The sequence below is a fragment of the Arthrobacter sp. DualSoilB13 genome, assembly GCF_055389195.1.
Genome location: NZ_AP035867.1, coordinates 74226 through 98313, shown reverse-complemented (window position 1 = coordinate 98313; position 24088 = coordinate 74226). Strand labels below are relative to the sequence as shown.

The 24088-nt window shown below is 60.0% G+C and carries 22 protein-coding genes; 13 read left to right on the top strand and 9 right to left on the bottom strand.

Features of this window, described 5'->3' with window-relative positions; genetic code table 11:
- Positions 1–265: 265 nt before the first annotated feature.
- Together ACZ5J0_RS21190 and ACZ5J0_RS21185 are read right to left on the bottom strand one after the other, a co-directional pair.
- A complete protein-coding gene (locus ACZ5J0_RS21190) occupies positions 266–844 on the bottom strand; it encodes a recombinase family protein (RefSeq protein WP_464094882.1) in 579 nt (192 codons plus the stop codon).
- Positions 845–1154: 310 nt separating this feature from the next.
- Complete coding sequence (locus ACZ5J0_RS21185) at positions 1155–1733, bottom strand: hypothetical protein (RefSeq protein WP_464094763.1); 579 nt, start codon at positions 1731–1733, stop codon at positions 1155–1157.
- A gap of 80 nt (positions 1734–1813) precedes the next feature.
- Here ACZ5J0_RS21185 and ACZ5J0_RS21180 point away from each other — a divergent pair, with 80 nt between their 5' ends.
- Together ACZ5J0_RS21180 and ACZ5J0_RS21175 are read left to right on the top strand one after the other, a co-directional pair.
- Positions 1814–2167, top strand: a complete 354-nt coding sequence (locus tag ACZ5J0_RS21180) for an immunity protein Imm33 domain-containing protein (RefSeq protein WP_464094764.1) — start codon at positions 1814–1816, stop codon at positions 2165–2167.
- Positions 2168–3080: 913 nt separating this feature from the next.
- A complete protein-coding gene (locus tag ACZ5J0_RS21175; RefSeq protein ID WP_464094765.1) occupies positions 3081–3788 on the top strand; it encodes a TIGR02391 family protein in 708 nt (235 codons plus the stop codon).
- Positions 3789–3884: 96 nt separating this feature from the next.
- On the opposite strand, the gene ACZ5J0_RS21170 is transcribed toward ACZ5J0_RS21175, so the two are convergent.
- Positions 3885–4052 carry a hypothetical protein gene (locus ACZ5J0_RS21170; protein WP_464094766.1) on the bottom strand — a complete coding sequence of 56 codons (168 nt, stop codon included), beginning with the start codon at positions 4050–4052 and terminating at the stop codon, positions 3885–3887.
- Positions 4053–4298: 246 nt separating this feature from the next.
- On the opposite strand from ACZ5J0_RS21170, the gene ACZ5J0_RS21165 reads away from it, so the two are divergent.
- A complete protein-coding gene (locus tag ACZ5J0_RS21165) occupies positions 4299–5180 on the top strand; it encodes a hypothetical protein (RefSeq protein WP_464094767.1) in 882 nt (293 codons plus the stop codon).
- 120 nt (positions 5181–5300) lie between these two features.
- Here the strand turns inward: ACZ5J0_RS21165 and ACZ5J0_RS21160 are convergent, their stop codons facing one another.
- The 5 genes from ACZ5J0_RS21160 to ACZ5J0_RS21140 form a co-directional block, all read right to left on the bottom strand.
- Positions 5301–10316 (bottom strand): helicase-related protein, encoded by a 5016-nt coding sequence (locus tag ACZ5J0_RS21160; RefSeq protein ID WP_464094768.1) that lies wholly within the window; start codon positions 10314–10316, stop codon positions 5301–5303.
- Between the two features lie 38 nt (positions 10317–10354).
- Entirely contained in the window at positions 10355–10702 is a 348-nt protein-coding gene (locus ACZ5J0_RS21155; protein WP_464094769.1) for a TnpV protein, read from the bottom strand.
- Positions 10703–11271: 569 nt separating this feature from the next.
- Positions 11272–12042 (bottom strand): ParA family protein, encoded by a 771-nt coding sequence (locus ACZ5J0_RS21150; protein WP_062073616.1) that lies wholly within the window; start codon positions 12040–12042, stop codon positions 11272–11274.
- A gap of 1124 nt (positions 12043–13166) precedes the next feature.
- A complete protein-coding gene (locus ACZ5J0_RS21145) occupies positions 13167–15092 on the bottom strand; it encodes a MarR family transcriptional regulator (RefSeq protein ID WP_464094885.1) in 1926 nt (641 codons plus the stop codon).
- 111 nt (positions 15093–15203) lie between these two features.
- Complete coding sequence (locus ACZ5J0_RS21140; RefSeq protein WP_018779737.1) at positions 15204–15437, bottom strand: hypothetical protein; 234 nt, start codon at positions 15435–15437, stop codon at positions 15204–15206.
- A gap of 520 nt (positions 15438–15957) precedes the next feature.
- Between ACZ5J0_RS21140 and ACZ5J0_RS21135 the strand changes: the two genes are divergently transcribed.
- Genes ACZ5J0_RS21135 through ACZ5J0_RS21120 form a run of 4 tightly spaced genes read left to right on the top strand, consistent with a single transcriptional unit; the run spans position 15958 to position 18344 of the window.
- Positions 15958–16383 (top strand): hypothetical protein, encoded by a 426-nt coding sequence (locus ACZ5J0_RS21135; RefSeq protein WP_464094770.1) that lies wholly within the window; start codon positions 15958–15960, stop codon positions 16381–16383.
- Complete coding sequence (locus ACZ5J0_RS21130; protein ID WP_464094771.1) at positions 16380–17375, top strand: hypothetical protein; 996 nt, start codon at positions 16380–16382, stop codon at positions 17373–17375. The genes ACZ5J0_RS21135 and ACZ5J0_RS21130 overlap by 4 nt, the downstream gene beginning before the upstream one ends.
- 37 nt (positions 17376–17412) lie before the next feature.
- Positions 17413–17916: a hypothetical protein gene (locus ACZ5J0_RS21125; protein WP_464094772.1), complete on the top strand. Its 504-nt coding sequence runs from the start codon at positions 17413–17415 to the stop codon at positions 17914–17916.
- On the top strand, positions 17913–18344 hold the full coding sequence (locus tag ACZ5J0_RS21120) for a hypothetical protein (RefSeq protein ID WP_464094773.1): 432 nt from the start codon (positions 17913–17915) through the stop codon (positions 18342–18344). Before ACZ5J0_RS21125 ends, ACZ5J0_RS21120 begins: the two co-directional genes overlap by 4 nt.
- 195 nt (positions 18345–18539) lie before the next feature.
- Here ACZ5J0_RS21120 and ACZ5J0_RS21115 read toward each other — a convergent pair whose 3' ends face one another.
- Positions 18540–18869: a hypothetical protein gene (locus ACZ5J0_RS21115; protein ID WP_416405515.1), complete on the bottom strand. Its 330-nt coding sequence runs from the start codon at positions 18867–18869 to the stop codon at positions 18540–18542.
- A gap of 436 nt (positions 18870–19305) precedes the next feature.
- Between ACZ5J0_RS21115 and ACZ5J0_RS21110 the strand changes: the two genes are divergently transcribed.
- Genes ACZ5J0_RS21110 through ACZ5J0_RS21085 form a run of 6 tightly spaced genes read left to right on the top strand, consistent with a single transcriptional unit; the run spans position 19306 to position 24087 of the window.
- A complete protein-coding gene (locus tag ACZ5J0_RS21110; RefSeq protein WP_464094774.1) occupies positions 19306–20313 on the top strand; it encodes a CHAP domain-containing protein in 1008 nt (335 codons plus the stop codon).
- Positions 20310–20822, top strand: a complete 513-nt coding sequence (locus tag ACZ5J0_RS21105) for a hypothetical protein (RefSeq protein ID WP_464094775.1) — start codon at positions 20310–20312, stop codon at positions 20820–20822. The genes ACZ5J0_RS21110 and ACZ5J0_RS21105 overlap by 4 nt, the downstream gene beginning before the upstream one ends.
- A gap of 41 nt (positions 20823–20863) precedes the next feature.
- A complete protein-coding gene (locus ACZ5J0_RS21100) occupies positions 20864–22393 on the top strand; it encodes a MinD/ParA family ATP-binding protein (protein ID WP_464094776.1) in 1530 nt (509 codons plus the stop codon).
- Between the two features lie 33 nt (positions 22394–22426).
- Positions 22427–23035, top strand: a complete 609-nt coding sequence (locus ACZ5J0_RS21095; RefSeq protein ID WP_464094777.1) for a DUF6668 family protein — start codon at positions 22427–22429, stop codon at positions 23033–23035.
- Between the two features lie 13 nt (positions 23036–23048).
- Positions 23049–23318, top strand: coding sequence for a hypothetical protein (locus tag ACZ5J0_RS21090; RefSeq protein WP_011777317.1), 270 nt, complete (start codon positions 23049–23051; stop codon positions 23316–23318).
- 28 nt (positions 23319–23346) lie between these two features.
- The gene (locus ACZ5J0_RS21085) at positions 23347–24087 is read left to right on the top strand and encodes a DUF8175 domain-containg protein (RefSeq protein WP_464094778.1); all 741 of its coding nucleotides are present in this window, start codon (positions 23347–23349) and stop codon (positions 24085–24087) included.
- The last annotated feature ends 1 nt before the right edge of the window (position 24088 follow it).

Here is a 24088-nt window from a genome sequence, read left to right as displayed (position 1 = left end):
GCCCGCAGTTTCGGTGTCCTTCTGCATTCCCGCCTTAACCAGCCGTGAAACTACCCGGAGAACGTGCTCTAAACGCCACACCCACGCCCGTTCCAATTCCTTAGAACCGGGCCGCTCCCCTGTGGATTTGATCGCTACGCGGCGGTGATTGGCTGTGCGTCGGCAGCCGGCCTCGCGTAACATTTCCGTCCCGGATGTTGTCCCAAATGACCTGCTGTGGACGGCAGTCACAAAGACAACTTCCGGGACAGCTAGATATGTAGCCTCAAGAGTCCATGCCTAGGTATCGGTAGACGGTCGCGCGGCTGGCTCCGATGATCTTTCCAATGTCCGTCGGCTTGAGGCCGCGAGCCTTCAGTTCATGTGCCCTCTTGACCTTCTCGTGGTCTGTAGTGATCTCACGGCGTCCCGCTTTCCTTCCATTGGCAGCTGCAGCCGCCATTCCGGCCTTGGTGCGCTCGGAAAGCTGGTCTCGTTCAAGCTGGGCGAACGCGGAAATGATGGTGACCATCGCCTGGGCCATCGCTCCCCCGACCTCGCTGGCCGGGTCAGTGGCGATGCCATCCCTTAGGGAACGGAACTTGATGCCTCGCGCCTTGAAGTCATCTAATAGCTCGAGCAGGTGGCGAGTGTTGCGTCCCAGCCGGTCCAGCTTCCAGACCACGACTTCGTCCCCTGGACCGAGACGGTCCAGCATCCGGTCCAGCTCCGGTCGACTGACCCGGGTCCCGCTGATTCCTTGGTCTTTATAGATTCGCTCGCACCCGGCTTCTTTCAGTTCACGGATCTGCAGATCGGTGTTTTGTTCAGCCAGGCTGACGCGGGCGTATCCAAGGCGTGCCATCACTGCTCCGGGTCTTATCAAAGGACAAATACGAGTGATGTTGAGAATACCCTAGTGAGACACATTGTTGGGACAAGCCTCATGTCGGAAATCCGAGAGTCAGATTCGCCAACCAGTTCCAACTCTCGGTTCCCATCAAAGGATCCATTGATGAGATGAATGCAGGGCGCCGACAGGTTGCTGTTATCCCCCCGTCATCGTGCATATCACCGTGCGGGTCTTACGTGCATGCCGGGGTTCGTGATGCGACGGCGTCCAGGATACGCCTTCATGGATGGGCGTAGAGGGACCGGCTTACGGACGGTCGCTTCTACGGCTGAGCGAGCGTGAGTGCAGAGTCGATTGCGGACTCGACCGCCTCGCGGTGTGCGTCGGTTGAGTGATCAAGAAGCGACCGGATCGCTTGGACCAGTGCCACGAGCTCGGGCGTTCGGAGCGTTGTGAAGCGTCTCATGGAAGTGGCGAGCGATTCAGTGACGAGGACGCCTACCTGATCTCCGTAAGCACCCGAGTGAGACCCGTGCGGAGCCACGTAGCTTCCTCCGATAGAGATGTCCCCCAAGAGCGCCAGCAAGGGTACGCGGATCGAGTCTGGGACATCACCAGCGGCAACTGCTGCGATAAAGGGAACTGCAAAGGCGGTTGCTTCATATACCGTGCCCTGGTGGCAGACGTTGGAGTAGAGCCCATCACCGATTGCGAAGGAAGGGTCGTCTCGAAGCGCAGCCAACGATCGCGCTACGTCGCCGGCAATGCTAAGTGACGCGTTGGAGCCTTCCAGGGAAACGGCGCCTTTTCCGTACGCGTGGTGCAGTCGGTTCCAGTCGACGTGATCGAGTTCGTCCAAGGCTTCGAGGCCTGCTGCATTCGGTTGATACAGAACATCCATACAACTGAGAGTAACCAGACGCACACAGAAGGATCGGCTTAGGGGCAGGTAGTTTGCGTTTATAGGCGAAGATTCCTTGTATGCAAGATTCGATCCTTTCCGCCCAAATGCAGATGACCACCAGGTTCGCGACTGTTCCGGCACCACCCTTGAAAGGAATGACAGTAGGAGTTTCCGAAAACGTACGGTCGTCGCATCTTCTTCCCCTCAATGGTCTAAGGCATCCCGCCGCAACTGGCACCAGTGGCTGGTTCATTTGGCGCGGCGAAGAGCTCGGAACCACGCCCGACTTCTTCGTTCCCTTGCACGTCGAGCATCTGACGACCTGGTGTCCAGAAGTCCTTCCCTATCTCGCTTTGCCTCCGGGGTGGCGATTCCTCTTAGCACCCGGCTACGAAGATGTCTGGTTCGACGAGACGTTGTTGAATCCCTGAGGAAAGCTGATGACGCGGCTCAGGCTCCCTTCCGGTTCGCCGTCCGGTGAAGGATCCTTACCGGGCATTCAGAATCCACTTCTGGCCGGGCCCGAAATTCTGTGGAAGGACACGAGCAGCGACGGCAGGCTTGCGCGCACCAACTTGATAGCAGCGGGTTATTTCTTTCCCGGCCAGTAATATGGGCTCCCACTATGGAAAAACGTGCACTTGCCGTCCTGCCGGCGCCCTCCACCTCTTTTGAAAGTGATCCAACGTTCGCTTACCCGACAGCAGGTGGAGGGGCGGAGTTGCGATACGAATTTGAGCGAGATGGGGTCCTTGTTCGTGCCGGTATCTCCTTTGAAAAGGTTCGGGCATTTAGGTTTCGCGCTGAGAGCCATTGCACGTTGTGGCATGTTGAAGGAGCGTACGACACCTTAGTCGAGGTTGCACAGTCAGCTTGGGTAAATGAACTTAAGACATCCGAGCCGAAGTTCACTGGCGGGCGATGGGAGATGCGACACTACATGATTTATGTGGATAGCGGAGGCGCGTTTGAAGTAGTTGCGGCGTCTTGGTCGTGGCTCCCGAACGGGACCCGGACATGAGAAGTTGGGTCTGGGGAGCTGAGTCGATTTGTTTTGCGCGCTGCGATGGCCGCAAAGATGCAGCGTCCGGTAGGGGATCCCCTTGCGTTCCCTCACTCGGAAACCCCCTCCCCTGCCGATACTGAGACGCTTCACGGCGAGACGACTAGCCGAGACCCCGTGGTTCGCGGAAATTCTGAGTATCTGGCTTGCCGACCCGAGACGCAGCACTGCCTCAGAATGCATTACTATTTCGAGACATCGGGAACCAGCGCGCTTCAACACGAGCACCACGGTCTGATCCGATTGATTCTGCTGGACAGCCCTTCACCTATGCTGGCCCTATGTATCGCCCCCTGATCGCTTTCGAAGACGTCCGCAACCTGCCGTTACCCGATCTGGCGTTGAAGCTTCTGGGGAAGCTGGACACGGGTAACGTGAGCGCCAACAACACCTTCAGAGGTTTTGCCGAGGCAATGAGGGATGACACACAGCCCGACGAGCCAATCCTGTTGAACCGGCTGAGTGATGCCTGGGCCTGGTTGGAGTCTCATGGGCTGATTGGCCCGGGTACAGGAGCCGGGTCGAGCTGGCAGCGAGTGACGGGGCCGGGTCTGGAACTCTCACACGATCCGAAGGCAATGTCGAAAGTATGGGCCGCTGACAGACTGGCCGGGCCACTGGACCCGTTGCTGTCGTCCGCTCACAGCAATTTCTCTCTGGGAGATTACGAAACTGCATGCTTCGCCGCGCTCAAAGCAGTAGAGGTTGAGGTGAGGCGTGTAGCGGGGCTCCCCGATGAGACCATCGGGGTCCATCTCATGCGCAAAGCCTTTAATACTAAGGACGGGCTGTTGAGAGACACCGCGGCTGAAGGTGGAGAAAACGAAGCCACCGCTAGTCTTTTCGCCGGCGCCATAGGCGCATACAAGAATCCAACTAGTCATCGCACGGTCCAATTCGATGACCCGATGGAAGCGGCCGAAGTGATTCACCTCGCCGACCTACTACTGCGGATCGTGCACAGAGCTGAGAAGCGGCTTACGCCATGACGCTGCCCGTCTGCGCTGGCGACAACAGATAGACGATAGGCGTGCCTCGATCCGACGATCGGCCGATGATACTCAGTTGCCCGTCAAGCAGGCCGTTCACACCAGATTTGCAAGGTGAGCCTCGAAGACCTGGATCAGCTCCTTGGATTGCTGTCCGGTCAGGTCGACCGTGGCATAAATATCGCCTTCGCTGACCAGGACCCATATCCCGCCTTCGCGCCCATGCCTCACGCCTATTGTCCGTACTTGGCTGTTGCAACCCATGCTGACACCCTCAACGGAAGGCGACGGCGTTCGGCTGCGGTGTATCCCGGCCGACAGTCAGAAACGCTCCCCATACCTTCTGACCACCCTTGATATCGCCACTGAGTTTTGACCAAGTCTCAGCGGCTTAGGCGGTCAAGCTTCCCTGCGATGGTCAAAAACGGTCGTATTTGACCGGCGATGAAACATGAATCGACGTCGCAAGGCCTTCGCCCTACGCGAAGCCTGCTCTGACAGACTTTGGAGATGCTGAACAAAGAGGATGCCGCATTGGCTGACTGGGCCAAGCTGGGCGAATGGCTTCAGCAGACACAGGATCGGTCAGCCAACAAACTTTCATACGCACCGCATAAGGACAGTTTGCTGTCCGGTGATGAGCAGGGGATGCCCGAGGGCTCATCGGTCGCTGCTGTCGTTCGGTCTCTGCTTGACTCCGCGGTAGACGACCTCTCCGCCGCATACGATTTGGCGGCTGGGCTTGGGTGCCTCCACCCTGCTGGCATTCCAACCCTTGTGCGAGGCTCAGTAGAGCTGTCCTGCATCGGTATGTGGATAATGACGGGGGTTGGCCGCGTCGGGCGCCAGGAGCGTGCGCTACGTGTCGCCCATGATTCACTTTTCAACGCGGGTAAGTATCTGCGGCATCTGGCAGGAAACACCAAGGTTCCTACCAACGTCCAGCAGGATGCGAACAATGCAGCAGAGGATTTGAAAGTTCAGATGGACACGCTCCTAAGCAGTGCATCCTTCCTTGGTATTAAAAGGTCTGCGGTGAAGTCTGCTCTTAACCGAACTGCCGCTCTGCAGCTGACGGATAAGCAACGGGGGACAGACTTCTTCTCCCAGTGGCAGCTGTGTTCCGGATTCGCGCACGGCTTCTCCTGGGCACCACAACTTTTCAACGACTTCGCGTACAGGCACGTGATGGAGGGTGGCGGAGTCATAACGGGCAGGGTCTTGAACGAAGGAAGTGCATTCGTATTGCTCGGCTGGGGCCGCCACGCTATCCAAGAACTCCTGCTCTCATTTAACCTAGGGCTGGTGGCCGGCCCACAGGGGGAACGAACAACGATTGCGGTGGGCCCACCTCTCGAACGCATCCCAAGCTTTCCGGCCTCGCAGAGGTAGTAACCGAGGCCACCGTTCGCCTGGCAAGCGTCCGTGACGGTTTGGATGAGACTGCTTTCACCGTCGCGAGAGTCCAAGAAGGTCGTACCGAGACACATAGCGTCGATGTCCTTGCCTGGTTCACCGTTCGTACCCTGTGCGTTGCTGGTGCTGCTGGGGCGTTGTCGGCAAATGGGCTTTCGTTGCCCCGACCCGTGGGGCTGCGGAGCCCGGTTGTAGCGGGAATGACGCGTTCATGAGGCGTTGCATCTTCTCCAGACGTGGGTCGATTTCGGGATCAGATTCGTGCCGCTGCGGTTCCTCTGGTTTTGCTGCGTCGGCCATGAGCTGGTCGATGCGTGCCGTGCTGGCCTGAGCGGCTTTGAGCGCTTCGGCGTGTTTGAAGGGTTCTCCCAGTGCCTTGTCTGCTTGTTCGATGCGGGTGAGGGCTTCCTGGCGTCGTGTCTCGACGTCGGCGGCGAGCCGTGGCAGGGAGGAGACTCTGTTTTCGAGTTGCCTGATGGTGCCAAGGTCTGCGGAGAGCAGGCCCTTGCGGGATATCTGGGTGGTTGCCCTGGGTACGCCTTCGATGCGGACTTCTACGGTGGAGCGGTCGAGGTCCCGGCCGGGGACGAGTTTGGCGCGGAGTTCGTGGCCGCCGAGGGTGGCGATGGTACCGAGCTCGTCGTACCCGTAGAGGTTCATAAGCCGGTGGCCTTGTCTGCCGGCCCATCCGCGGAGGGCTTCGGCGGCGTCGGTCCTGTTGTCGAAGGTCTGGCCTCCGATGGTGGCTTTGAAGGCATCCGCGGTAGTGTCTACGGTCCTTGCGACGGCGGCGTGGATCAGTGGCAGGTCTTGGGCTGCTGCGTCGGCTGCGGCTTGTTCGCCGCGCTTGCTGTGGTTCACTGCGGCCAGGTTGCGGTTGTACGCACGATCCAAGCGGGACAGGCGGGCCAGTTCTTGGTCCGCGACGGCCTTTTCGAGCGCCAGCGGGTTGCCGCTGGTGATGGCTTTGGCTTGGGCGAAGTTCAGGGTGTTATCCCCGATGTCTTCGATTTCCCGGACGTCCAGGCGTCCGCGCATGATCTGGTTGATGAACCGGGATTTGCGTTCCAGTCCTTGCCACATAAAGGAATCGAAGGATTCCTTGGTGACAACCTGGGAGATGCGAACCTCGGGGTTCTGGTTGCCTTGGCGCAGGATTCGGCCGTGGCGTTGCTCGACGTCGGCCGGCCGCCACGGGGCGTCCATGTCCACCAGGTGCACGGCACGTTTTTGAATGTTCGTGCCGACACCCATTTTTGAGGTTGAGCCGACCAGCACTGCGATCTGTCCGGAACGGGCGGCTGCGAACAGCCGGCCTTTCTCGTTGTCGTTTTTGGCTTCGTGGATGAACCGGACCATGTGTTCGGGCACTCCCCTACGGCGGAGCTGGTCTTTGAGTTCGCCGTAGACGTTCCACTTCTCCGAGGGTGTGCCGAAGTCGCAGAAGACCAGCTGCAGGGCACCGGGGACGGGTTCTGGTTCTCCGGTTGAGGGGTCGGTGTAGATGCGGTCTTTGTGTTCTTCGTACACGCTGGCCAGCAGATCGGCCGTGGCGCTGATCTTGGTGGGTCCCCGTTGGGACAGTGCGGGATCCACGAGCCTCATGTCCAGGGCGGCTTTACGGCCGTCCGAGGAGACTTTGAGCATGTTGTCTTCCTCGGAGGGCACGAGGCGGCCTTGGATGGCGTCGACGCGGTTGCCGATGTCCTGGATGTACTCGCGCAGTTCAGGGCTGGGTTCGACGGCGAGCATGTTGGGTTGCCGGAGCCCGTCCCCGTCACGTGCGGCCAACTTCGGGACCGGCAGTTTGAGGTCTTCGGCGGTTTTGACGTCTGCGAAGGTGTGGAACATCTTCAGCAGTTCGGGGACGTTTTGGAACTTCGCGAAACGGCTCTTGAGTTTGAACCGGTCACCGCCGGCGACGGAGAGTTCCATTTCCTCAACGACCTGGCCGAAGGTCGCGGCCCAGGTGTTAAAGTCCTTGATCCCGGCTGCTTGGAGCAGGTCCGGGCGCAGGTAGCGCTGCATGACGTACATTTCCGTGACGGAGTTCGCGATCGGTGTTGCTGTGGCACCGGTGATCACGCGCCGTCCTTCCCGTTCGCGCAGAAATTCGGTCTTCATGTGAAGATCCGACGCCCTGTTGGAGCCGGTGATGGCGGCACCGGGGATGTTGGACGGTGTTTCCAGGTTCTTGTAGTCGTGCAGCTCGTCCACGACGAGGTAATCAATGCCGGTCTCTTCGAAGCTGATCCCGGGATCGGTAGGAGTGTCGAGTTTGGCTTTCAGCCGCTCCTCCCGACTCATGACGGCCTTTTCCAGCCGCTTGATGAGGCTCGAATTGTTCTGCCCGTTGTCGCGGCTGGTGTCTTTGACTGCTTCCAGTTCGGCACGTGCTTGAGCTACTTCGGTGCTCAGGTAGGCGGCTTCGGCTTCCGCGCTGAGGCTCACGCGCTGGAAGGCGGTGCGGGTCATGATCACGGCATCCCACTGGTTCGCGGCCGCACGGGCAACGAACTGCCGGCGTTTGTCACCGGCAAGATCAGCTGATGAGGCAGCGAGGATGCGGGCCTGAGGGTAGACCTGGAGCCATTCGCGGGCGAACTGCTCCAGCATGTGGTTCGGAACGATGACGGCGGGCTTGTTGACCATACCCAGTCGGCGTAGTTCCATCACGCCCATGACCATCTCAGCGGTCTTTCCGGCACCGACCTGGTGGAACAGGCCAACAGCTGGTTCGGAGAGCATCCGCGCCACGGCCGCACGCTGGTGCGGGCGCGGGGAGAAGTCCTTGGCCATGCCCGGCAGGGTCAGCCGCTCCCCCTCGGTGCTGTAGTCCCGGAGCACGATGGAGTTGAAGCGGCGGTTGTATTCGTCGATGAGTCGGTTCGCGCGTTCGGGTTCTTCCCACACCCATTCGCTGAACCGCTCCTGCAGCAGCTGCGCTTTCTCCTGCGCTGCTGCGGTTTCGGTGGGATTCAGGACCCGGCGCTTGTCGTCGCCTTCGTCGGTGACGCGCACGGGCCGTTGTTCGAGAACCTGTTTGAGGATGTCGGAGGCCGGCATCCGTTGGGTGCCCCAGTTGCTTGTGGCCGCGAGGGTGTGGCGGTTGGCCCTGACGTCCCACATCGAACCGGCCGCGTTCGAGACGCTGGCGTAGGGGTCGTTGAGGATTTCACGGACGAACTCCTGATGGGTTCCGGCGTCGATCCACACAGCCCCAAGGCGTGCTTCCACTTCGTCCATCCGCAGCGGTTCGGGCACGGCCTCGGTCAGAGCGTGAACGTTGGCCTTGAACCGCTCATCAGTCAGCGCGGCGGCTTGGGCGATTTCCAGCTTCTCGCGCACGTTTCCGGAGAGATATTCGGCGCGGGTCTGGAAGGTTTCGTCGGGACCGGGGACTTGGTAGATGTTCTCTCCCATGGCCGCGCGCGTTTCTTCTGGGCTGATGCCCAACAAAGATGCGGCGTAGTCCAAATCAACTTCACCTACTGTGTCGAGGGTGACGGTGAGGGCTTCTTCGGCGGTGTCCACGCCAAGGACGGGGCGGCGGGGTTGGACTTGGCGGCTGGACAGCAGCGCAGCCGGGGTAGCTGTCTGGGTGGCTTCGTCGAAGTTCTCCAGTGCCTTGACCAGAGGCCCGAACGGGTCACGGCCAAGGATGGACACGGCCCTGGGTGTGCTGCGGGCCTGGATGGGTTCCTGCGTCTCTTCATCGACGCGTCCTGTGGGTCGGAGGGTGAAGCGGTTGATCGGCCCGTAGGTGTCGACGTACTGGCTGTACGCGGCCTTTAGTTCGTCGCGGAGCGTGTCGATGTCGGCGGTTTCGTCGCGGCTGTCGGCTTCTGCGGTAAGGAGCCTGCGGCCGGCGTCCCTGAGCCCCAGAAGGGCGCGTAGTTCAGCGGCCTGGGTTTTCGGGACGGCGAGTTCGGTGTGCGAGCCGTTTTCGACAACGGTGAAGCCGTTGTCACTGGCGCTGATGTGGCCTTCCCATTCCGTGGCTGCTGCCGGGACGTAGGCGGCGCGCTGGCGGTCCTGCTCTGCGGTGCGTTCGGTGATGACCAGTCCTGCGGACCTGGCCTCGGCCACGACGTCGGCCAACGCCGTTTCCAGGCGGTCCGGGACGCCCGAGAGGTCATCGGTGGTCAGTTGCAGGGTTTCGGCCCCGTACATGCCATGGGCCACGTGTAGCTCACCCAGCAAACGCTCGGGGTGCTCATCGAAGTAGGAGTTCAGGCGGGTGATGGTCCCGTCGATCCTGCGCGCGGTCACGGTCTCCCAGAGCGTGGAGGCCCGTTCCTGCCCGGGTTCCCTGCGGCGGAAGATCAGCAGATCGGTCATGGCGTCGGTGCCAGCTGCTTTGCGGTGTGAGCCGGTGGGCAGGCGCACAGCCCCCACGAGATCGGCCAGCTGGTTCATTTCCCTGCGCGCGGCGGGGTTCGTGCCGTCCAGGGTGAAGCTGGACGTCAGTACGGCCACCATGCCGCCCGGGCGGGTCAGTTCCAGGGATTTGAGGATGAAGTGGTTGTGGATCGAGTGGCCGCCTGCGTTGTGGCGGGGATCGTGCAAGGTCACGTTGGCGAAGGGCACGTTGCCGATGGCCAGATCGAAGTGACCGGTGGGCAGTTTGGTGTCCGCGAAGGACTCGGCCCGGACCGTCGCGTCGGGGTAGAGGGCTTGGGAGATGGCGGCCGTTGTCGGGTCCAGCTCGACGCCGGTCATCTCAGCGGACTCGGGTGCGAACCCGATGAACGTTCCGACACCAGATCCGGGTTCCAGTACAGTGCCGCCGTCGAATCCAAGTTCCTGTACGGCTGACCACATGGCCTGCACGTAGGCGGCGTCGGTGTAGTGGGCGTTGATGGTGGTTCGGCGGGCTGCGTCGTACTGGGCCTCGGTCAGGAGGCTGCGCAGGTGTTCGCGGTCCCCGGCGTATTCTTCCCGGGCCTTATCGAAGATTTGGAAGACGCCTTGCGCTCCCCAACTCCCCCACCGTGCCAGAGCCGTTTTTTCAGTGTCCGTGGCTGGCCGGTTCTCGGTCTGCAGCGTTTGGAGTAGTTCGAGGGCTTCAAGGTTGGCCCTGATGCGGCTCCGGGCCCCAGACGGCGCCAAGTCCTCCTGAGACGAAGGACGAAACCTGTCGGACGAGTCTAGAGCTGTTCCCGAAGGTGTTGCACTTCGGCCATAAACTCCAGGTGCTCTTTGATGCTCGGGTTCTCGTACTCCTCCTCCTCGTCCTCCGCCTCCGGGGGCGACAGCAGTTCGTACCGGACGATCTCCTCGGCTTGGTTCCGTGCCGCGTTCAACCGGCCTACCTTCTCCAGGAATCCCTCCCCTTTCGGGTCCGGGCCGGCCAGCTTGACCTGCAGCTCGTCCACTTGTTCCTGTGCCTGCTCCCCCAGATTCGTGAAGAACTCGTCCGGGTTCTGAATCTGGCTGTACTGGGTTGGGCTCGCTGTCTTCCAGGCTTCCTGAGCCTGCCTGCCGTACTTGTTCATCACGGTCCTCCTCCGGTGCCGCCCACAGAGCCTCAAAGCTCAGCTGGCCATCGATTTGTTTCTTACGTCCCGCCATGGACTACTCCCCCTGGTGCCTCTTCTGCTTCGAAAGTCACGCTAGCGGGGATTCCCCTTAGTCGCCTGTCACAGGACTCCTGTCCGATGTCCGAGGTGAGCGGATCCACGTAAGAGAGTGGCGTCAGGAATAATTATGTCCAGACAGATTTAATTGCGGCGGAGTCTCTCCCGTAAGGCTTCGTCCAGTAAGTCTGTAATGGTGATGCCGTATCTCATCGAGTAGGCATCCAATTCATCGCGAAGGCCAATTTCAATCTTTGATGAGAAGGGCTCCATGCGGCGCTTACTTCTCGGTCTTCCTGGACCAGGACGCCTCGGTTCGAGGCCAGTTGGGGGTGCCGGTTCCTCTTGGACTTGTGCGTTCGCAGCGGTGGCCTGGGTAGCCTGCCCCGGTTCCACGGTTACAGTGCGCTTCTCCGCGGATGTCAGAACGTCCACAACGTCGGCGGCTGGTGCTTTGCGGATTGATGATTTGCGATCCAAAGCCATGATTAATTCACCCCATCCAGGTAGCGTGCATGCGCAACAAATTTCTCGGTCATGATCGCCGCTCCCCGGCCGGCTAGCTTTGTGAGTGGCGAGCGTGTACTGACGGAGTCCTGCATCGCCGTACGGAGAGGAAGATGAGGCTCTCTTACGTCGGTGCCGTAGGTATCCTCCAGCTCTCCTATTTGGAAGGAGTGTTCGGAAGTGAGGGGTGAACTCGTCTTATTGATGATGATGCCCAGGAATTCCAGCTGAGGATTCAAGTGCGGAAGTGACCTGACCTTCTTCACTGTGTCGAGGAACTCCGTCACGCCCTTCACAGAGAACGCTGCTGGTTCAGTGACGGCAAGTACACGATCCGCCCAAATGAGTCCGTTCAACGTCAGTCGCCCGAGGGCCGGTGGAAGATCTATGAGGATATGGTCGTATTGTTGAAGCTCGTCCGCCCCATATGCTGCAGTCTTGAGCCGCATCTCGGGCGTCAAGAGAGCTTCCGATTCAAGTCGTGCCAGGGACTCAGAACTTGGGATCAGATCAATACCCGGCCATGTAGTTTGGGTGATGGCTTGCCCGAGTGTCCCAGCTTCTCCCCCGTACAGCACATCGAACACGTCAAACTCCCCAGCCCCTTCAAGTGCTTCCGTGACGTTCGATTGAGGGTCGAGGTCGATTACCAGCACGCGCTTTCCAATTAGACGCAGGCCTGTAGCCAGCCCCAGTGTCACTGACGTCTTGCCCACGCCGCCCTTGCGGTTACCTATAGCCGTAACTCTCATACTGGTCATCCAAAGCCTCCCGGGTATTGATGAAGATCAGTCAATACATCCTTCAATCAATCATTCGATCCAGACATCAATCTATCAAGCAATCAATACATCTCGCAATCCATCAATACATCTACCAATCTTTCTGTCATGACATAATTATTTTTTAGCGCATTATCGCTTCGCCCGGCGGGACATGGCGTGAGATTCGTGGGGGAGCAGGCATCCGACTTCTGGGCAAGCGACCCGGTTCGCCCAATTGGCGGCAGAGCCTTCCGGGCTGAGGCAGAAGTACACAAGGCCTGAGTGGCATCTATCAATCTTTCTGTCATGACATAATTATTTAATGGTAGTCGCATTAACTACTCCTGAGTTTCTAAGGCGCTCGAAGCCAAGGCGTTAGTTGCGCCGCTTCCGGGCGAACAAGTGATGGCACGGAGTAATCCGCGGAAAGCCTGAAGCGCCTGGGCCCGTAAAATGGGGGATCGTCAACAAAACCTGACAGATAGGACACCGCATGGAATGGGATCTAGGAGACGGATTCCACTGCGGACGACTTGGAGTCCTTTTAAACGATGGTCGGCTGGGGTCCAGCCACCAACATGACGGGACGATCAGCGTCCAAGGAATCACTGGCCGACACAAACGAGACCCGCACAGGCCGGGCTATGAACTGGTGGCGGAAAGCGCAGCTGCAGGTTGGCAAGGTAGCTGCGAATGCGGCTGGACTGGTAGACAGTGGCAACGTGTCCTTGGCGCGGGCAGTACCGACATGGCGAGATACCGGGCAAAAGCACTGATCGGATCACCGGCTATACCCCCCTTATCAGTAGAAGAATCCATCATGAGCGAATGGCAGAAACACGTACAGACCTGGGCACTGCAGATGGCGGCTCGCAGTTATGACCGGGCAGCTGCCCGTCTTGACGAGGCTGTCGACGCTGCACGAGACTCTGGTCTGACATGGGCCGATATAGGCGCAGAAACTGGAATGTCACGCCAAGCAGCACATCAACGATGGAACCGATCGAGGTAATCCTCCTCAGATGGAGCTACACGACCTTTACAAACAAACGGCCTTGTCTCCATTTGCTAACGGTCTCGTCGTCCCGAACCTGTGATCCTCCCGCTCAGGGTCACATCGCTCTGGTGAACGCCATATCAGCGAGGGTCCATTCGTCAGGTGGTCCTTCATAGGCTTCCCAGGGGTAATCTTCGGTGGGGGATAGGAGTTCCGCTACCGTATTCACATTTTTCGAAAGCCACTCCCGCCAGATGACCCGCTCGATGCGGTACCTCTGAAGCTGGCCGGCCACAGACTCGAGAACTCCAAAGTATTCAGCAAGTTCGTGGAGGGACGTCGAAGCGATGACTGTCCAGGATCTTCCACCATTCCTTGACACCATGTTCCAGGCTGCCAAGGTCTCCAGACTTTCGCTCACGGCCGTCCTGGACAGTTTTGTCTGACCCACCAACTCCGTGGTGGTCAAACCGGGAATGCGCTCCAGTGCTTCGTAAACAAATGCTGCAGGCAGGCCCAGCTCCCTGAAGACGGGTCTGAGCGCATGCATCTTCCCCTTTCGCCAGGACAAATCTTCGGCACCTGGCCGAAGGCCTTCAGGAATTGTCAACATGTATAAGTCGCCCTTAGTCCCTCGGCCGCGCTCCACCAAGGTCACTAGAGGATCCTTTTCAGACCGCAGAGCCCGCAGGTGGGAGCCCACGGTTGTGTGGTCAAGACCTGTCGCAACAGCGATTGAACGATCACCGAACTCAACAAAACGAGAAGCGGTCATGTGAGCGGCTGCTCCGAGAGCTCTTAGAACCATCCGCCGAGCCAGGCCGGTGCGGGAGCTAGCGTAAGCGGGCTCCCTTAGTCGCAGCGCGTTTTCCCAAGTCCGCAGGTAGCGGTGCTCGCTGGCGGCATCTAGATGAGACGCGGTTCCTAGAGGGGGCTGTGTATTTGGCTTGCTTGTGGGGGATTTACGCGCATTGTTATTCCCTTTACTGTTGGTCTGGTTTTTTCGTAAGTAGGTGATCGCGTTTTTCCAGTCCCGCTTCAGAGAGGGAAGTCTGTGGCTGGAGGGGTAGCGGGCATAGAAAGACGCAAGCCCGGGCCAAACACCCTGAAGGACCCGCCGTTCTACATCGATGAGTTTCATGCCAGCAGCGGCCGCAGCGGTCAGGACAGCCTGGCGTGCCTCTGAATCTGATGCGTACCGGTTCGCGTCGTATAGGCCCGATAGCGCCATCTGCTGCATAGGTCTGGACATTCGCCCGGCCGCTTGCGGCACTTCATAGGCTTCGTTGTCTGCCGACAGTGGGTGCTCCAGTCTCAGCCCTCGTACGCCAGCGATTTCGTCCTTTAGGTCTGCGCGAATTCTTGCCCATATTTGTTCCTTGTTTGGGCGTTTCGCAACGTCGTAGGCCATGCTGAGGCTCATGGAGAGTTCCTGGTAGCCGCCACGCTTGTGCGGTGACCCAGGGGTCCGCATACAACCGTGAAGCATGTTCTGGTGCGGCGTCTTGTCCAATGTGCGGTAACGGGTGCCTAATGCCTCGACAACATCTCGTGCTTCAGAAAAGGCAATCCGTTTTTCCAGTGGTATGTATACGTGTCGTCCGCCATTCGGCGACTGATCTTCAATCCACCGAGCCCCACAGTTCTGCAGCCATGTTTGAAGAGACTTCACGTCGGCTTCCACCCAGTCGATGCCCGCAATCGACGAGTCGAAGTCAAGGAAGATGGCGGAGCAGCTGCCGTCTTTGCCGAAGATCCGGACGGCCGCAGGGAAAGTGGGGAGGGTCTCAGTCAGGGCGCGTTCGTGCTTCTGGGGATAGGTCTTACCGCCGTCCCGGGAGAGGCGGATGCGGGGTTGACCTGCGAGAAGAGGCGTCAGCGCAGCCCACGCCTGAGCGGCGTTGGAGGTCTGGGATGGCTCCTGAGACACGCCAGTAGCGTCGGCTGCTGGCAGCAAGAGAGCGTGCTGTTGTACGATGATTTTGTTCCTGTTCAGGGAATGACGAAGGGCCGATCCTGCCAGATCGGTTTTGTTGCACAAATGAAGGCCTGTCAAGGACTTCCATACGATTTACGATCTGTCTGCCGGCAAGCTATCCGGATCGTGAATCTTCAGCTTCGAAGGCCCGCTTATGGCGGGCCTTCCTTGTATCTATGAGGCCATACGGATCGGGAGTTCATCCTGCTGAGTGAACTGACCGAGCAAGGCCAAATCTTCGCGCAAGGATCGGTCGACTGCAGAGGCAACATAGTCGGTGACAGTCATGCCTTTTGCGGCGGCGATCATGTGAACGTCCTCCGCGGTCTTGGCCGGCGTGCGGAAGCCAATGTATTTGCGGAGGCCCTTGCTGGGGCGACCGCCTCCACGATTGATTACTGCGCTCATTTGTCAGGTCCTTTGAATCTCGCACAACCAGGGGTTGTAGCTGGTTCATCGTTGGTGCCACGTGCAGTCGATCGGATTTCTGTTTACAGCTATCGACTGAATCGAACCTAGCACCGCGCAGAGTCCCATCTGGGGATTTGTTTACAGAAAACGGCTCCGCGTGTCGCCCTCTAGGATCCTGCCGAGTCTGGGTGCGGATGCTCCCTGCATACCCGCTGGACGCTACGGATGGCCTGGCAGCAGCATTGGCGGAGTCGGTAGGTGCGGGTCCGGCACTCACCATATCTCCCAGATCACCCTTCTGCATGACAAGCGCCGCCTCCGTATTGCTGGTATATGTGGACAGGGCCTGAGGGCCCGCCGTGACATGATCTTGCGTACGGTAAGTAGTCTACTCACACATGCGTGAAACATGTGTGAGCTTGTTGTAGTGGAGTACTTAATGCGAAGAAGTTGGGACCGAGACAGCAACCTGGAGTGCCCGCATCGAACGCCCAGCACCGCCGTTCATCATCTTCAGTTGCCAGAGATGGTTTCTTTTGATGACCTCCTGGCCGCCGTGGAACACGCGCACGGCAAGCCCATCAAGATCAGCCTGGTTCCTAGCGATACCTTGCCGGGGTTATCCGGCCTGTGGCTAGAGACAGATATGAAGTCCCACATTCTTGTTCCAGAGAGTCATCCAAAGCTGCTTCGCATGCACGTCATCTGCCACGAGTTCGGACACATTCTCTTGAGGCATCAAGGCTGTGAAGGGCTCGTATCGCCAATGCCCTCGGTCTTCAAACATCTCGGGGGGCAAAGGGGTATAAAGCGCATGCTGGCCCGTTCCCCGCGATGGAACGAACTTGAGAAGGCCGCGGAAGAAGTGGCGTACTTGCTTTCAAGCTTTGTCATGCAAGGGGCCCCAACTCCAGCCAGCAACTTTGAGAAAGTCTTTGGATGAGCCTTCTACAACTGCTCCCCTCCCTTGTCTTGTGGGCTGTAGTGCTGACTCGGATCGTAGGGCTGCGTTTCGGATGGAAGCCTGGAATCCTCACGGCCATGATCTTGGTCGCGACTGGCACCACTCTCAACATCGACGCTGTCTACACCAGCGTGGATTACTGGCTGGGCAACAGGAACGTTTTGAACCTCGTCGTGCATGTCGTTCTGGGGCTCGGCATGACGGAACTAAGCCGTCTGGTTGTTGCAGCCACAGGGGCATCTCGCGCACGATGGCGCCTCTTGGTGCTGGCCGGGGTGGCATTGGCGGGCGCCCAGGCTGCCCTGCTCCTGGCCGCTCACACGCCCGGCTCCGCTACAAACTTCACTGATGTTTTTGCTGCGGATCCGTCCATCGCCTGGTACCAGGGCCTGTTTTTCGCCTGGATCGGATTGATCACCGCTTACACAGGAGTCGAGTGCCTGCGTCGCACTCGTGTCGGGGAATCAGAATCGTTCCGGATCGGCTTCGACATAATTGCGGCGTCGTGTTTCGTCGGAGTCATGGCCGTGGCCATCAAACTACTTCTAGTTGCCCAAGAAGCGACAAAGTCAGTCGCTCATCAGCCGGAGGTGCTCTACGTCGGTTATAGATCTCTGATCGCCCTCACTCTCGTGGGCTTCTCTATCGGCTTTGCGCTTCCGGCCTATCAGCGTGCCCGGCAGCAGACAACCGCCCGTGTAAGACGGCGTGACGCCATTGAAAGGCTCCAGCCAATTGTCACTAGGCTCCTAGAGACTGACGCAGGACAGCGAGCAAGGGAAGCCGCAGCACTCAGTCTGCACCCGCGTTCCACCAAGGAACAGTTGTACCGGTGGATCATCTTCGTTGACGACATAAGGGTTGAAAATCCCGACCTTCTATCCGCTGATGAAAGCAAGTTTCTAGACGATATTGAGGCATCAATTGCAGAACCAGGTCCGATCACTGTACCGGCCCCTGTGGGCAACTAGTTTCTCAAAAATTTTCACTCCTGCCCCGGTCCTGCTGGTGGTCGTCATACTGGCAGGCATAAAGGGCGGCATTGGCATCCTCGGGGTTCTGCTCCTTGCAGTGGGAATCATCGCGATCCCGGGGCTCGCGTACAAAAGATTCGCTTCCCTGGCACAGATATTGGGCTGGCCGACGAACCTGCGGACGAAGATCGTAGCTCTACTGACCATTGCCGGAGCTGTTGCGTGCATCCTGCTCGACGCTCCCCAGCCCATTCCGGCCACAGTCATCGGACTAGTAGCGGGCAACGCGTGCCTCGATCTCGCGCGACGACGGCTGAACGCATCAGCGCACGTTTCAGTTCTGACCTTCAGCGTCCTATGGGCAACGGACGTTTTCGGTCCACCATTTGCGTGGCTCTTGGTACTATCACCGATGATGCTGTTCAGTCGAACCGCCCTTCGTGAGCATACGTGGGGCGAGGCTCTGGTCGGTGCGCTTATAGGACTCGTCACCTTCGGATGTTTTACCGGAGCGAACAATTGGAGCTGGATCAGTTGAGCGATTTTGATCTCTCGCCGCATCGGGCGGCCGGCATCCAGCGTGCGGAAACGCTCGCTCGGAAGATCAATCTCCTCCTGGACGTTATCGTTTCGGATACAGGGAAACCTTTCGATTACCCCGCCATTCGCGACGGGGCCCAGAAGGCTGGATATTACCTCTCGCGTACTCGATGGTCTCTCCTGAAATCGGGAAAGGAACAGGTAGTCCCCGAGGAAGCACTCCGCGCCATAGCTGCGGTTTTCGACGTGGACCCGGAGTACCTTCTCCAGGAGGGCGGCAAGCTCCCTGAGCGAGTGGAAGCAGAGCTGGAGCTCATTCGCAGTATGAGGCGAGCCGAGGTTAGGAACTTCGCAGTCAGAGCGCTTGGCCCAGTCGATCCAGAAGCCTTGAAGGCTATCGCGAAAATCCTGGACGAAGGCGTTTAGGCGCCACGCCCCAACAGCAGTTGGCCTGTCCTCATTGCGCTGCTATCGTCTTAGCAGTACTCACACATGTGTGACACACGCGTGAAGATAGGGCGATGGATGGATATGGACCTGCATCTACGAACCATGCGGTTCGGACCTAAACGTCATGCCAGACAAGGGTGCTGTCCGCCTGACATTGGGGGCAGGCGGGCGTCATGGCTCCTGGGCACGGACATACCCCGCCATCAAGCTCAAGAGGTGGTCCGCGCGGGACTGGTCGAGAGTATAGGTCAGCGCCCGGGTAGATCGCTCTTCACGTGGGAGGTTCACAAGAACGACTCCCGTCGCTTCGAGCTTATTGAGGCTCTGGACCAGGAGTGGCTGCTTGATGCCCGTAGCCTGCTCCAGTTGATAACGCATTAGAGGCCCCGAGACGCGAAGGTGTCTCATGATCTGCATGCGCACTGGGGTCCCATATGCGATCGCAGCTGCATCAAGATCGTCGGACCAGGCTGGATCTGCTGGGCGCACGGTCTTAGGCATGGAACCCATTGTGCCGAACCTTTCTTCAAGTGGACAATTTCCTATCGTGATTTACTATTTAAAGTACTAAATTATATATCTTAAGTGTGTAACTTAGGGATAGGTCACGTGCGAAGCCGGCCTGGACTCATGCGCTGGGTGACTTTGAACTTGGCAGGCCATAGAGAGGAACACAATTGCAGAAGCTGTCGCTGCTCTACACGCAGGAGTCGCACGATGATGAGCGCCGACAGCCGGCCAGCCGACGTCCAGCCGTCCGTCGCCTAGATGTGAAGCATCCTGATGCTTCTTTGAAGTACGACCTCAGGAAGCAATCGATCAGGTCCGATTCCATTACAGAGTCGGTTCTTGTGGCCGGCGGTCACTCATGAGCGAGGGGAAACAGCTTGGATCGGTATCGTTCCTAGCTGTTCCCGTCCTGCTTCTAAGTCTCCTGATGGCTTCATTACTGCTGCTAACCCCCACTAAGCCGGCTGCAGCTGACTGTGGACCTGTCTCCGTTGTCGTGGACGGCAACACGAAAGTCGAGGGGTATTCCGCGGAACAGTTGAAGAACGCCGCCGCTGTCATGGGGGCCGGTAAAGCGCTGAACCTCTCCGTGAAGGGCCAGACGATCAGCATCATGGTGGCCCTGGGGGAGTCAGGTCTTCGTGTCCTGGACTACGGCGACGGTCCCGGCCCGGACTCCCGAGGGTTGTTCCAGCAGCGGGACAACGGCGCGTGGGGCTCCTACACGGACCGCATGGACCCGACCATCAGTGCCACGAACTTCATCAAGGCGCTGCAGGCCGTACCGGGCTGGGAGCAGTTGGAACCGACCATTGCCGGGAACAAGGTCCAGCGCAACGCAGACCCTTACCACTACCAGAAGTACTGGCCCGAGGCGGTGAAGATCGTCCAGGCGCTCTCGGACGGCAAGTTCTCCGTCGAAGGCGGCGACTGCGGGATCCCGGGCAAGTCCGGGGCCGGGGATGACTACCCCTGGAAAGACTCTCCTACCTGGATGCAGGTCGGGACAGGCTCAGCCGCATCACCTTTGGGCATGTTCTACCGCGAATGCGTCGACTTCGCCCTCTGGCGGGTCAACCAGCAGATGGGTTCGACCAGCGCACCGTTCAAGTTCCTCAACGGCAACTTCCGCCCGGACGGTCAAGGCCTCGGCTCGGCCCTGACGTGGAAGGCCGGCTGGGACGCCAAGGGCTGGCCCTCCGGCAAGACACCCCGCGTCGGTGCAGTGGTTTGGTACTCACCGGGCACCGGGGGAGCGGACCCGCAATACGGCCACGTGGCCGTGGTCAAGGAAGTCAAGGACGACGGGACCTACGTCGAAGAGGGCTACAACGGCAACCCGCCCCCGGATGACCACAACTACTACACCCGCACTGTCAGCAGCAGTGTCCCGTCCGCGTTCCTGTATCTGCCCAACCAAGAGGAGAAGAAGTGAAAAAGCCCCTGGCCCTCATTGCAGCAGCAGCCCTGCTGTGCGCCGGATGCGCACCGGCCTCGAACACCACGCCAGCACCGGCAGAGACAACGGCCACCCCTTCGGCGCCGGTCTCCCTGAGCGTCGACAGCGGCCCGCAGGCACCGGGTGGGACCGTCCCTGCGACTATTGGCATTGCCTGGGATCAGGCCAGCAAGGATCAGGCCGTGGACGTCGCGCAGAAGGCCATGGCCGACTTCGCCCGTCCCAAGGTCGCGGAACAACAGTGGGCCAACGATCTTGCCCGCTGGCTCACCCCGCAGGCCACCGCCGACTACTCGGCAGTGGACCCGGCCAACATCCCAGCGAGCCGGGTCACTGGCCCGGCCAAGCTGACCGTCGATGAATCCAACGGCTACGGCGTCACAGCTACGGTCCCGACCAACGCCGGGACTTACACGCTGCAGCTGCTCCGCACGGGCAGGGACGCTCCGTGGAAGGTCAACCGACTGACACCACCAACGTCCTAAGCGCCGTACCTCCACCTCTTACACGTAAAGGAAGAAAGTTCATGGGTACTACACCAACCGAGGTCCTGGCCTTCCCAAGTATCAAGGCCATCGTCCGCGACAACGGAACCGCTGAGGTCGTCGTTGCCGGTAACTCCCGCGTCGTCCCCGACGGGGATTCCCTGCAGGATCTCCGCAACAACGCCCTGGCACTGGTCGTGGGCGAAGCGCAGACGCTGAAACGTCCGGTACGGGTCCAGATCGAGGATCCCGAAGGGCACGGCGAGCTGATCGTGCACCCGGACAACAGGATCGAATCCGTCTCCTACGAACCCCGCCCGGCCCGGCGCCGCGCGCAGGCTCCGGCGACCACGCCCGAGACCGTAGCCCCGGCCGTCATTGAGACAGTCCCGATGGCCGCTCCTGAACCTGTAGCCGTTCCCGCGCAGCCTGCCCCGGTCGAAGAGACTGCTGCAGCAGTGGAACGCCAGTCGTGGCCGCCCGCCCCTGTTGATCCCGACACGGCGGCGGACGCTACCTCCAGGCCTGCGTCTGAGGACATCAGCCCGAACGGACAGCGGATCACCGAGGCAGAAGTGCCGCAGGCAGCTGCAGGAGCGTCGCAGGCTCCACTGACGCGGCGTAGCTTGAAGGAAACCTCCTTCCTGGTCAGCGCACCAGTGCTGGAACCGGCTACGAAGGGTTGGCGGGGAAGCCTTACCCGCCTTGGATTCCGTATGGATCCTTCCCCCGAGGAACTTGCAGAGCGCGAGGATATCCGCACCGTGTCCCAGCACTGGCCCGGCCCCCGGACCATTGCCGTGGTCAACCGCAAGGGCGGGGCCAACAAGACGCCCACGGTCGTGATGCTCTCGGCCATTCTTGCCCGCTACAGCGGAGCAGCCACAGTCGCCTGGGACAACAACGAATCTCAGGGCACCCTGGGCTGGCGCACGGAAAAGGGCGCGCATAACCGCAGTGTCCTGGACCTGATTGATTCCTCCACGGAATTGCTCTCCCCGTCCACGAACGCGGCAGAGATCGCCAAGTTTGTGCATCACCAAACGGCCGACAAGTTCGATGTGCTGCGCTCGGACGAGAACGAAGAGGGCGACCATGAAGTCACCGCTGAGGAAGTGGACATCGCCCACCAGGTCCTGACCCGCTACTACCGGCTGGTGGTCATGGATTCCGGTAACACCGCCCGGGCGGCGAACTGGCGGCGGATGATCGACCACACCAACCAGCTCGTCGTTCCCGTCACTGCCATCGAGGACCGTGCCGAAGCTGCACGGTTGACGTTGCAGACACTGGAATCGCGTGGTGGCCACGACGCTGATCTGGCACGCAACGCCGTCGTGATCGTCTCTGAATCCACCGATGCCAAGCGCAGCATGACCGGGGACGCCCTGAAACGTGCGAAAGCCGAAGCCCAGCGGATTGCGGATGGCTTTGAGCCGTTCGTCCGGGCCGTCGTCCGCATTCCTTATGATCCCGCCATGGTCAACGGCCCCATCCGCTACGAAGCTCTCCAGCCCGCCACGCAGCGGGCATGGTTGGCCGCAGCGGCCGCCGTCGCCAAAGGCTTCTAACCCATCCACACGGAACTGAAGAAAGGAGGAACCATGCAACTGTCACTGAACCCCTGGATCACCAGCCCGGACGAGGGCATCGAAGAAGAAACACCTGACGTGCACGTCCCGCCGGCTGCCGTGATCAGCACACCGCTCAAGGGCATGGTCGAACCCGACACAGCAGATCGTCTGGCAAGCCGCACCATCACCGGCACCGCCGCCCTGTGGGTCGTCGGCAGCCATGGCGGGGCCGGTGAGAGTCGCACCGCTGATCTGCTCAACGGGGCACGCCCCACTGGGCACTGCTGGCCTGTCCTGCAGGACGGCAGCAAGCCCCGCGTGTTGCTGGTCTGCCGGGCGGACATGCGCGGCCTCACCACGGCTCAAAGCGCGCTGACGCAATGGGCATCGGGTGCCGCACCTGCTGTTGAGCTGCTCGGCCTCGCTGTCCTCGCGGACGCGCCGGGAAAGACACCCAAAGCGCTCCGCGACTTCGCGGCCATCGTCGGCGGGGGAGCGCCCCGTCTTTGGACCCTGCCCTGGGTCGAGGCGTGGAGGCACGGAGACTCCACCGCCACACCAACGGCCCGCGAATATCAACGCTTCATCACCGACGTAACCGCCCTAATTGCCGAAACCAACCCAAGCACCAACCACTGAAAGGCCAGTCATCATGAACTCGATCACTGCAATCACCACCAGCACCATTCCCAACCCCACGCCGGTCGTTCCTGCCGAAGCCGGCGGCCTGCTCACCGTCCTGAACTGGGCCTCCGGTATCGGCCTCGTCCTGGGTGTTCTCGGCGTCATCATCGTTGGCATCACCATGGTCATCCAGCTCCAGCGCGGCGAGGGCGGCCAGTCCTTGGCCAAGCTTGGCTGGGTCCTGCTGGGCTGCATCATCATCACCGGTGCCGCAGGTATCGTCCGCGCCTTCGTCTAAGCCAGCACCAACTACGGGAGGTTCACCCTTGAGCCAGTCAACTGAGAGCACCACCGAAAGCAATCCGTTCACCAAACCCGGTTTCATCGTTGCTGCCGCGCTGGTGGTCGCGCTGATCGCAGCAGCAGTCGTGATCTTCCTGATCCCCAAAGGACAGGGAAACGCCCAACCAGCCCCCGCTGACTCATCCACCGCGGCCACAGCAAGACCCAGCGGTACCGCCGACCCGGGCAAGAGCGTCTGCGGGCTTCCTTCCAGCCAGGAAACTGCACTCGGCACGGCGCCCAAGTCCAAATGGGAGCTGGTGGGAACCATGGCCGTTCCGGCCGATCCGTCAACGGCTGGTCCCGGCACGGTGGGCAAGGACGGTCTGAGGTCATGCTTTGCGCAGTCGCCTACGGGTGCTCTCTACGCCACGGCGAACATCTGGGCTGCTTCATTCAACGGCTCCGCAAAACAGGTTTACCTGGAACTTGCTGCCGACAGCCCGACTCGGGACAAAGCGGTAAAAGCCATCAATGAAGGCAAGGACGTCGGCGGTGGAAGCTCACCCAAGCTCCAAATCGCCGGGTTCATCATGCACTCGTACACGCCAACAGCAGCAGTCGTGGAGTTGGCTTTCAAGACCGCCGATGGCGGACACGGCGCCCTCTCAACATCACTGCTCTGGGAGGACGGCGACTGGAAACTGGACATGCCAGCTGCCGGCGGAGGAACGGTCCGACAGATCAGTGACTTGAGTTCATTTATCCCTTGGGCTGGGGTCTGAC

Excerpts from the sequence above, each read along its gene's own strand:
- ACZ5J0_RS21190 (WP_464094882.1), bottom strand. The coding sequence starts at position 844 with ATGGCACGCCTTGGATACGCCCGCGTCAGCCTGGCTGAACAAAACACC.
- ACZ5J0_RS21185 (WP_464094763.1), bottom strand. The coding sequence starts at position 1,733 with ATGGATGTTCTGTATCAACCGAATGCAGCAGGCCTCGAAGCCTTGGAC.
- ACZ5J0_RS21180 (WP_464094764.1), top strand. The coding sequence starts at position 1,814 with ATGCAAGATTCGATCCTTTCCGCCCAAATGCAGATGACCACCAGGTTC.
- ACZ5J0_RS21175 (WP_464094765.1), top strand. The coding sequence starts at position 3,081 with ATGTATCGCCCCCTGATCGCTTTCGAAGACGTCCGCAACCTGCCGTTA.
- ACZ5J0_RS21170 (WP_464094766.1), bottom strand. The coding sequence starts at position 4,052 with ATGGGTTGCAACAGCCAAGTACGGACAATAGGCGTGAGGCATGGGCGC.
- ACZ5J0_RS21165 (WP_464094767.1), top strand. The coding sequence starts at position 4,299 with ATGCTGAACAAAGAGGATGCCGCATTGGCTGACTGGGCCAAGCTGGGC.
- ACZ5J0_RS21155 (WP_464094769.1), bottom strand. The coding sequence starts at position 10,702 with ATGAACAAGTACGGCAGGCAGGCTCAGGAAGCCTGGAAGACAGCGAGC.
- ACZ5J0_RS21150 (WP_062073616.1), bottom strand. The coding sequence starts at position 12,042 with ATGAGAGTTACGGCTATAGGTAACCGCAAGGGCGGCGTGGGCAAGACG.
- ACZ5J0_RS21140 (WP_018779737.1), bottom strand. The coding sequence starts at position 15,437 with ATGAGCGCAGTAATCAATCGTGGAGGCGGTCGCCCCAGCAAGGGCCTC.
- ACZ5J0_RS21130 (WP_464094771.1), top strand. The coding sequence starts at position 16,380 with ATGAGCCTTCTACAACTGCTCCCCTCCCTTGTCTTGTGGGCTGTAGTG.
- ACZ5J0_RS21115 (WP_416405515.1), bottom strand. The coding sequence starts at position 18,869 with ATGCCTAAGACCGTGCGCCCAGCAGATCCAGCCTGGTCCGACGATCTT.
- ACZ5J0_RS21110 (WP_464094774.1), top strand. The coding sequence starts at position 19,306 with ATGGCTTCATTACTGCTGCTAACCCCCACTAAGCCGGCTGCAGCTGAC.
- ACZ5J0_RS21100 (WP_464094776.1), top strand. The coding sequence starts at position 20,864 with ATGGGTACTACACCAACCGAGGTCCTGGCCTTCCCAAGTATCAAGGCC.
- ACZ5J0_RS21095 (WP_464094777.1), top strand. The coding sequence starts at position 22,427 with ATGCAACTGTCACTGAACCCCTGGATCACCAGCCCGGACGAGGGCATC.
- ACZ5J0_RS21090 (WP_011777317.1), top strand. The coding sequence starts at position 23,049 with ATGAACTCGATCACTGCAATCACCACCAGCACCATTCCCAACCCCACG.